The organism is Magnetococcales bacterium (assembly GCA_015231925.1).
In the GTDB taxonomy this organism is placed as follows: domain Bacteria; phylum Pseudomonadota; class Magnetococcia; order Magnetococcales; family JADGAQ01; genus JADGAQ01.
Genome location: JADGAQ010000181.1, coordinates 1 through 8,530, shown reverse-complemented (window position 1 = coordinate 8,530; position 8,530 = coordinate 1). Strand labels below are relative to the sequence as shown.

At 58.9% G+C, this 8,530-nt stretch carries 8 protein-coding genes; 2 read left to right on the top strand and 6 right to left on the bottom strand.

What is annotated here, in order from left to right:
* Positions 1–204: 204 nt before the first annotated feature.
* From HQL56_16055 to HQL56_16035, 5 genes are all read right to left on the bottom strand, one after another.
* Positions 205–1,134, bottom strand: coding sequence for a PilZ domain-containing protein (locus tag HQL56_16055; protein MBF0311030.1), 930 nt, complete (start codon positions 1,132–1,134; stop codon positions 205–207).
* A gap of 236 nt (positions 1,135–1,370) precedes the next feature.
* Positions 1,371–2,696: a DUF4340 domain-containing protein gene (locus tag HQL56_16050; protein ID MBF0311029.1), complete on the bottom strand. Its 1,326-nt coding sequence runs from the start codon at positions 2,694–2,696 to the stop codon at positions 1,371–1,373.
* A 19-nt stretch (positions 2,697–2,715) separates the two neighbouring features.
* Positions 2,716–4,059: a GldG family protein gene (locus HQL56_16045; GenBank protein MBF0311028.1), complete on the bottom strand. Its 1,344-nt coding sequence runs from the start codon at positions 4,057–4,059 to the stop codon at positions 2,716–2,718.
* Positions 4,060–4,092: 33 nt separating this feature from the next.
* Positions 4,093–4,875: an ABC transporter permease gene (locus tag HQL56_16040; GenBank protein MBF0311027.1), complete on the bottom strand. Its 783-nt coding sequence runs from the start codon at positions 4,873–4,875 to the stop codon at positions 4,093–4,095.
* A gap of 2 nt (positions 4,876–4,877) precedes the next feature.
* The gene (locus HQL56_16035; GenBank protein ID MBF0311026.1) at positions 4,878–5,822 is read right to left on the bottom strand and encodes an ABC transporter ATP-binding protein; all 945 of its coding nucleotides are present in this window, start codon (positions 5,820–5,822) and stop codon (positions 4,878–4,880) included.
* 320 nt (positions 5,823–6,142) lie between these two features.
* Between HQL56_16035 and HQL56_16030 the strand changes: the two genes are divergently transcribed.
* Complete coding sequence (locus HQL56_16030) at positions 6,143–6,481, top strand: P-II family nitrogen regulator (protein MBF0311025.1); 339 nt, start codon at positions 6,143–6,145, stop codon at positions 6,479–6,481.
* 54 nt (positions 6,482–6,535) lie between these two features.
* On the top strand, positions 6,536–7,957 hold the full coding sequence (gene glnA / locus HQL56_16025) for a type I glutamate--ammonia ligase (protein ID MBF0311024.1): 1,422 nt from the start codon (positions 6,536–6,538) through the stop codon (positions 7,955–7,957).
* A 175-nt stretch (positions 7,958–8,132) separates the two neighbouring features.
* On the opposite strand, the gene HQL56_16020 is transcribed toward glnA, so the two are convergent.
* A complete protein-coding gene (locus tag HQL56_16020; protein MBF0311023.1) occupies positions 8,133–8,381 on the bottom strand; it encodes a hypothetical protein in 249 nt (82 codons plus the stop codon).
* Positions 8,382–8,530: the final 149 nt, after the last annotated feature.

The following is an 8,530-nucleotide window of genomic DNA, read 5'->3' as shown; positions in this document are numbered from 1 at the left end:
CTGGGGACCATGATGGTCCCCAGACCCCTGCAATAATGCAAAAATGAAACAGAAATGGAATTATTCATGGTCGGAAAATCGTAACGGCTCCTGCGCAGCACGATGGTGTCAACGGCGAAAGGAAAAGTCCCAGGGCGCGGCCCTGGACCCGTCGGGGGGGATAATCCCCCCCGAACCCCCGTATGCCTGAACAGATACGGAAAATCAGGAAAACCAACCCTTTTTGGCCTGTTTCTGTTTGAGGGCTTCCGAGAGGGCTTGGGCTTTTCCGGAAGGAGCTTTGCGGGCGGGTTCCGGTTCGTCCCGGCGACGGGAAGCCAGGTAGATCTGTTGCAGGCGTCCCACCATCTGGTTGACGATCTTTTCCACGGCGGCGGAGGGAATTTCGAACTGGATGCCGAAACGGATCTCCCCTTTGCGCAGAAAGCCGCTGCGCACCAGATTGCGCGGGGCCGGACAGGTGCTGCGCACCTTGCCTTTGATGCTGAGATCGGGCTCCCCGCTGACCTGAATCAACAGGGTCACCGGTGTATCGAGGGGCAGTTGATCCGCCTTCAAATCGCTGGCGATACCGACGCCGCCGATGGACATGTCGACCATTTTCACCGCCGTGGCGGGCAGGGTTTTGGTTTGCACCGAAATGGCCGGCAGTGCCTGGACAATGGTGCGCACCCGGTAATGGCGGCGCTGACGGAAGCGTCCCAGCTTTTCGGGAAAAGCCAGTTTCAGCACCCGGCCTTCGGCCAGAGCCACTTTGGAGACAAAGCGGGTCACCCCTTCCAGGGTGGTCATGCCGTGGAAAAAACGCAGCGTCAGGGGCACGTCCGGGTGTTTTTCCACCAGTTCGTTGCCTTCTTCCGGTTCCAGGGAGTCCAGCCAGAGAAACTCGTGCTTCTTCAGGTAATCGATGTTGGTGGACATCTCGGCGGTGGTGTTTTCGGCACCTTCCGCAGGGACCACCGGTTCGCCCTCGATTTCGCTGAAGAAGAGCGTTACCTGATTGCCGATCAGGACTTCCATGGGTTCCCCGTCCCGAAAGGCTTGGGAAAGCATGTCGGCAATCTGGTTTTTGCTGCTGATTTCGTCGTCGTAAGATCTCTTTTCGTGCTGCTTCGCTGCTTTGGCGTCCCCCATATCTTCCCCTTTCCGCGCGATGTCCCCACACCGTTGGCCAGTAAGCCCGTCTTATTCATAAATTTCGTCGTGAAACCGGCCAGGGCGCGTCAGAACAAGGCGCGCGACGCCTCGACGACCGGAACCGTGACTGTTTCCACGGTGAGGATCGTCGAGCGAGCGCAACGCCGTCATGGCGCGATCCTGGTCCGGTTGCAGCGGAAATTTATGAATAAGACGGGGTAAGATGCCCTATTTTATTCCTTGATGCCAGGGTGCTTTACCGTTTCTGCCGTTTTGGCGGGAGGGGCCTCCTTGGGAGGCGCGGGCAGTCCGATTAAATGGTGCAGGCTCTCCTGCAGCGCCGTGGATTGTTTGGGGGAGAGGGCCAGATGGACCGGGCGACCCGGAGGGGCCAGAACGATCCGGTCCGTATCCCACCAACCGGTCAGTGAACCGCTCTCCTCTCCGGCCTGGAACTGCAGTTTCCAGGCGGAGGAGGGGATTTCACCCGGTGTTTCGACCTTGTGGGCCACCCGGGTCAGGGCCTCCTCGACGGAAGCCCAGGCGGCGTCCGGCCAGGTGCCGTCCGATTTGCGCAGGGCTTCGACACTCTTGTCCGCGCCTTCCAGTTTCAGGTGGCTGAGGCTTTTGCTTTCCGACAGCACCCGCAGGGAGAGGAGATCGAAGGGGGCCTTCTCCATATCTTCGGCAAAGTAGGAGGGCATTTGCAGGGCGTCGGGCTGACCGTAACGGAAGGCCATGACCTTGTCCTGCTCTTTCCAGATCACCACCTCGACCGCCGGCGCGGAGGGGCGCTCCAGACGCAGCCGGTAGGGCACGGTTGCCGGGGGGGTATTGGGCACGAAGGCGGTTCCGGAGGCCATCAGCACCATGTCGAGCCAGCCTTTGAGGCGGGACTCTTCGGTGGCGTCCTGAAAGGGGCTCTCCATGCGCCAACCCTCTTTGTCCCGATGCACCAGATGCAGTTCCCCCGAGGGCCGGGTCAGGTGTATGGCTTGCAGACCCGCCATGGAGAGATCGGCAAGCAGGGATTTGTCGCGCAGACCGTCGCTTTTCTGTAGCAGAGGGGTGAGCGGCTGTTTGGCAATGAGGACCACGCTGCCGGTGGCTTCCAGCAACAGATACCGACTGGTACCGGAGGTGTTTTCCCCACCCACGCGGATGGCTTCGTGTCGTCCCTTGTCGTCGGTGACCTCCACCCGAATGGCCTTTTCGTCCAGGCCGAAGTCGGCCAACTGCTCGGCGGATCGGGTAATCAGCCGGTCATAGGGTTTTTTCAAGGCGTTGAGCAGTTGATCCACCGCCACGGCGTTGGCCTTGGCCTGAAGGGGGTCCACCACCTGCCAGGCACTCTCCTTTTTGGCAAGTTGCAGCGTTTTGCGATCCTCTCCCCGGAAACGGAAGCCGGTCACCTCGGAGAGGGGCCAACTCAGCAAGGAACGGGAGGCCTCCTCCTGCTCTTTCTTGGCTCTCTCCTGCTTGTCCTGCCAGATCAGAAAATAGCCACCTGCCAGCACGATGGCCAGCAATACCAGGTTCATCGACCAGAGTCGCTTCATCGTTGCATGCCTCCGCCCGCTACAGTCGACGCCGTTTGAACCAGACCCACCATCCCGTGCCGAACAGCGCCAGCGGCAACAGCACGATCAGCCCCCAGGAGAGCAGAAAACCGCCGGTTTGAGTCAGCACCAACTGACCGTCCTGGGCGGCTTTGGGTTTGATGGCGATGAAGGATTCGTCGGCGGCCAGCCAGCGCACCATGTTGAGAAAGAGGGTGCTGTTGCCGGAAAAGTCGATGTAGGAGTCGGCGGCGAAATCGGAGTCGCCCGCCACGACAATGCGGGATTTGTCCTGCTTCAGAGCCGCACCCAGGAGAATGGGGCCTTTGGGATCGACGCCTTCGTTGAACTCGACGCTGCCGGAACGGATGTCCCCGGTCTCCAGCCAGCCGCGAGCCGCGCCGAAGAAGAGTGGGGTCCACTCCACGCCGGGCAGGCTCTTCTCCCGATCGAGGGTCAATCCCCGGGCTTCGGGCAGAATGGCCACCATGTTCATATCCTTGGTAATGGGGTGGCTCTTGTCGTAATCCGTGGCCAGGGGGGTGTTCACCTGCCCACCCACCACCCGGGCATTGAGATCGATGACCAGCCCGTCCTGAAAACGCAGTCCCTTGAGCTGGAAGAACTCCTCCAGTCCGCTTTTGTTGCCCGGATCGTGCAGCACCAGCAGTCCGCCGCCCTTTTCCAGCCATTTGGAGAGGCGTTCCACCTCGATGGGGAAGAGGGGGCTGCGGGGACCGGCCACCACCACCAGATTGGTGCCATCGGGCACCTGCTCTTCGGTAGCCAGATTCAACAGATCGAGCTGATAGCCCTCGCCTTTGAGGAGTTTGCCGACGGTACCGTAGCCCTGCCGCTCCTGTTGGGCGAAGGGGTGTTCCCCGTGGCCGGTCAGAAAGCGGATCGACTTGGATTCGCCCTTGGAAAGGCGGATCAGCGCGTTGGTCAAGGCCTCCTCGGTGATTTCGGTGAGTTTCTCCCGCCGATTGCCATGGCGCAGCAGGATGGTGCCGTCCATGGTGATTTCGTCGGCTTTGGCCTGGGCCAGATCGATATCGGGATCCACGAAGCGGAACTCCAGCTTCGGGTTGTGGTAGCGATATTTCTCCAGCATGTCCTGAATGACGGGCTTCATTTCGCCTTTTTCCAGAACATAGACCACGGCGCGCAGTCCCTCGGGGAAGGCGGCGATGGCCTTGACCGACTGCTCCGAAAGGGTGTGCAAACCGGCGGCGGTCAGATCCCAGCGCACGGCAAAGCGGTTGGAGGCATAGGCCAGCAGGGCCAGAATGATTCCGGCCAGAAGGCCGGTGGTTGCCAGTTGGGCCCGAAACTGGAAACGGATACGGGATGTCATCTTCATGCGTCGGTTCCTCTCACTATATTCCGGGCCGGATCAGTTCTGATAGCGTTGGGCCAGCAGCCGCTGACGGGCCACCAGCAGGCCTGCGCTGGACAGAAGGAGAAAGTAGGCCAGATCGGCGCTGGAAATGACCCCTTTGAGAAAGCTTTCGAAGTGGGGTACCACACACAGATAGTTGAACAGAGTGCCGACGGGGGTGCTGTCGCCGCTCCAGCCGAGGATCCACAACAGCAACAGGGTACCGAAGGAGAGGATCGCGGCCACTACGGGATTCTCCGTAGCGCAGGAGGCGGCCAGACCCACGGCGCCGAAGCTGCCGGCCAGGAGAAAGAGGCCCAGCAGTGTGGTGAAGACCTGCCCCTTGTCGGGATTGCCGTAGAGGAAGAGGGTCAGGGGCATCAGGCTCAGAAGACCGACCAGTACCGCCAGAAACAGCAAAAACCCCAGATACTTGCCCAGGACGATCTGCAGCGGGCTCAGAGGGGAGGAGACCAGGGCTTCCCAGGTGTTGCGGCGCTTCTCCTCGGCGACGAGGCGCATGGTCAGCAGGGGAATGAGCAGCATCAGGATGATGGCCACGTTGCCGAAGGTGGGACCGACGGTCAACTGGGTCAGGGAGAGGTTGGCGTTGGAGCCGTACATCTGGAATTGCATCTTCTGCGCCTGAAACAGGCTCAAGGCCGAATAGAACATGAAACCGGCCATGGCGCTGGTCACGCCCAGCAGTGTCCAGGCCAGGGGCGAGCGAAACAGGGCGAACCACTCACGGCGGGCCAGAATCCCGATGGGACGAAAGAAAGCCGGAGAATCGGACATGGTCACGCTCCTTCCTTGACCGGGGCGGTATCGCCTTCGGTGGTGGTCAATTGCACGAAAATCTCTTCCAGGGAGTGGGAGACGGGCATGAGTTTGCGCAGATCCCAACCGTTTTCCACGGAGCGGCGCAGCAGTTCGGGAACCGGATCGGCGTCGGTTCGAGGTACGATCACCCAGCCATCACCTTCCTGTCGGCAGGCTTCGACGCCGGGCAGGGCGGAGAGGGTGGCCGCATCGGGGGGGTTACGCCATTGCAGGAGGATCTCCCCCTTGGTGTGGGCGGTGCGTTGCGCCAGACCCGCCAGGGAATCCTCCAGAACGATGCGTCCGCCGTGGATCAGAATGACCCGGGAGCAGATCATCTGCACTTCCGGCAGGATGTGGGTGGAGAGCAGAATGGAGTGTTCCGAAGCCAACTCCCGGATGAGGGAGCGGATTTCCCGCACCTGATTGGGATCGAGGCCGGCGGTGGGTTCGTCGAGGATGACCACCCGGGGATTGTGGACGATGGCCTGGGCGATGCCGGCCCGCTGCCGATAGCCTTTGGAGAGGTTGCGCAACAGTCGGTCGGCGACGTTGGCCAGACCGCAGCGGTTCATGGCGGCGTCGACGGCGGCGGGCAACCGATCTCGGCTCACGCCTCGCAATCCGGCCAAAAAGAGCAGATACTCCCGAACGGTCATCTCTTCGTAGATGGGAGGGGTCTCCGGAAGGAAGCCGATTTTGGCGCGAGCCTTTTCGGGTTCTTCGATGACATCGAATCCGGCCACGCGAATGGTGCCTTCGGTGGGGGCGAGCAGGCCGGCGAGGATACGCATGGTGGTGGTTTTGCCGGCGCCGTTGGGACCGAGAAAGCCCACCACCTCACCGTGTTGCACCTGGAAGGCGATATTGTCCAGGGCTTTGAGATTCCCGAAGGTTCGGGTCAACCCCTGAATTTCGATCATGAGTTCGGACATGCCTGACCTTTCGACATTGTTTTGATGGGAAACACTCCCGTGGTCAACGGGTTTTGCGTCATCCACTGGCAATGCGCCAATTAATTCACCAGTCTGCCCTCTTTTTAATCACAATTACGGTAAATGCCTATTTTTTTATCAGTTCTGCTGCGCTATTGCCAAGGGCGTCGAGGTGGACTGCATATTTTTGATAATCATTTCAACGAGTTCTTCCTTCCCCGCGCGTTGGCACTCCCGTTGCGAAACACCGGCGAAAAGGGCTTCGAGAAAGTCTTGCCAACCTCCACGAAAAGTGCACACCCTTCTATATGAGAAAAATCGAAGCGATAATCAAGCCATTCAAGCTCGATGAAGTGAAGGAAGCCTTGACTGCATCGGGTGTTTACGGGTTGACTGTATCGGAGGTGCGCGGCTTCGGCCGCCAGAAGGGGCACACGGAAATTTACCGAGGTGCGGAATATACGGTTGATTTCTTGCCCAAAGTCAAGGTGGAAGTGGTTTGTGAGGTGGAAATGGTCGACCGGGTGGTGGATTTGTTGCAGAATAGCGCCCGCACCGGTCGTATCGGAGATGGCAAAATTTTTGTGACCCGGGTCGAACGGGCCGTTCGCATTCGCACCGGGGAGAGGGATCGCGCAGCTCTTTAGAACAGAAAAGCTTCGTTTTGGTTATCCAAATCAAACTGGGGAGAAAGTAGGACCATGGCAGATCAGGCAGCGGTCAAACACGTTTTTGAAATGGTCAAGAAGAACGAGGTCAGGTTCGCCGACTTCCGGTTCACCGATTTCCGTGGCAAATGGCAGCACATCACCGCCCCCGTGCGCATGCTCACCGAAGAAGTGTTCGAGAACGGTTTTGGCTTCGACGGATCCTCCATCGCCGGTTGGTGCGAGATCAACCAGTCGGACATGGTGTTCATCCCGGACGCCAGTTCCGCCTTCATCGATCCTTTTTCCGAGCATGTCACCATCATCTTCTATTGCGACGTGGTGGATCCCTTCACCGGTGAAGAGTATAGCCGCGACCCTCGCGCCGTGGCCCGTCGCGCCGAGGCTTATCTGAAGTTCTCCGGCATCGGCGACACCGCCTATGTGGGACCGGAAGCCGAATTCTTCGTCTTCGACTCCGTGCGTTACAAGGTGGACATGCACGAGGTCTATCACTACATCGATTCCGAGGAGGGTGCCTGGAACATGGGCAAGGACTACCCCGACGGCAATACCGGACATCGTCCGGGCGTCAAGGGTGGTTATTTCCCGGTTCCGCCCGTTGACTCCCTGCACGATCTGCGTTCCGAAATGTCGGAAGTCATGGAGCGCATGGGCATCGAAATCGAGTTCCATCACCATGAAGTGGCCACCGCCGGTCAGTGCGAGATCGACATGCGTTTCGGCACGCTGGTGAAGATGGCGGACAATATTCAGAAGTACAAGTACGCCGTCCACAATGTGGCACACCAGTTCGGCAAGACCGTGACCTTCATGCCCAAGCCTCTCAAGGGTGACAATGGTTCCGGCATGCATGTCCACATGTCCATCTGGAAGGACGGCAAGCCCCTTTTCGCGGGCAATCAGTATGCCGATCTCTCCGACATGGCCCTCTATTTCATCGGCGGCATCAAGAAGCACGCCAAGGCTCTCAACGCCTTCACCAATCCTTCCACCAACTCTTACAAGCGCCTGATCCCCGGCTTCGAGGCTCCCGTGCTGCTGGCCCATTCCGCCCGCAACCGTTCCGCCTCCATCCGTATCCCGGCGGCCACCAATCCCAAGGCCAAGCGCTGCGAGATTCGTTTCCCCGATCCTTCCGCCAACCCGTACCTGGCCTTCTCCGCGTTGTTGATGGCCGGTATCGACGGCATCGAGAAGAAGATCGATCCGGGCAGCCCCATGGACAAGAACCTCTATGACCTGCCGGCGGAAGAGCTGAAGAACATCCCGACGGTGTGCGGCTCCCTGCGTGAAGCCCTGCAGGAGATGAGCAACAATCGCGACTTCCTCAAGAAGGGTGATGTCTTCAGCGACGATTTGATCGACGCCTGGATCAACCTGAAGATGGAAGAAGTCTATCGTATGGAGCATACGCCCCATCCGGTGGAGTTCGAGATGTACTATTCGGTGTGACGTATCGGGCGCAAGCCCGTGAGAAGTGCAAAAGCCGCAGGCGTGAGCCTGCGGCTTTTTTACATCTGTTGACTTTCAATATGTTATCTTTTAGAAATCAAAAAAAGAAAATGTTCTATTCTTTGACTTTTCAGTTTTTATTTATTTTGATATAACATTGCCTGTCGTCTTGTCATTATCGGCTTTCCCGATCTTCGCCAATCAAGGCCACTACATCCATATGAATGGGCGGGCTCATGGCCGCAATCTCCTCAGCCTCGGTCACCAGAGCTTCGATCTCTTCAGGGGAGCGGTGGACTTCGGCCTCTATGGAACGCAGCATGCGTCGGGCTTGTTCTTCCAGAGAATACCCTCGACGTCGGGCTTCCTGGGACAGGGCGGCTATCACGGATTCATCCAAATCAGGCACAATCAAGGTTCCCATGGCAGGCACCTCTTGCGGAGAAGGAAAGGCAAAACCCTGAGGGGGCAGCAGAGCTCCCCCTCAGACTCCCCCAACCCTGTTTACAAGTAAAGAGCTATACCGCGTCCACTTTGGAATGCGTCATTTTTCTGTAACTATTCAGGATCCCG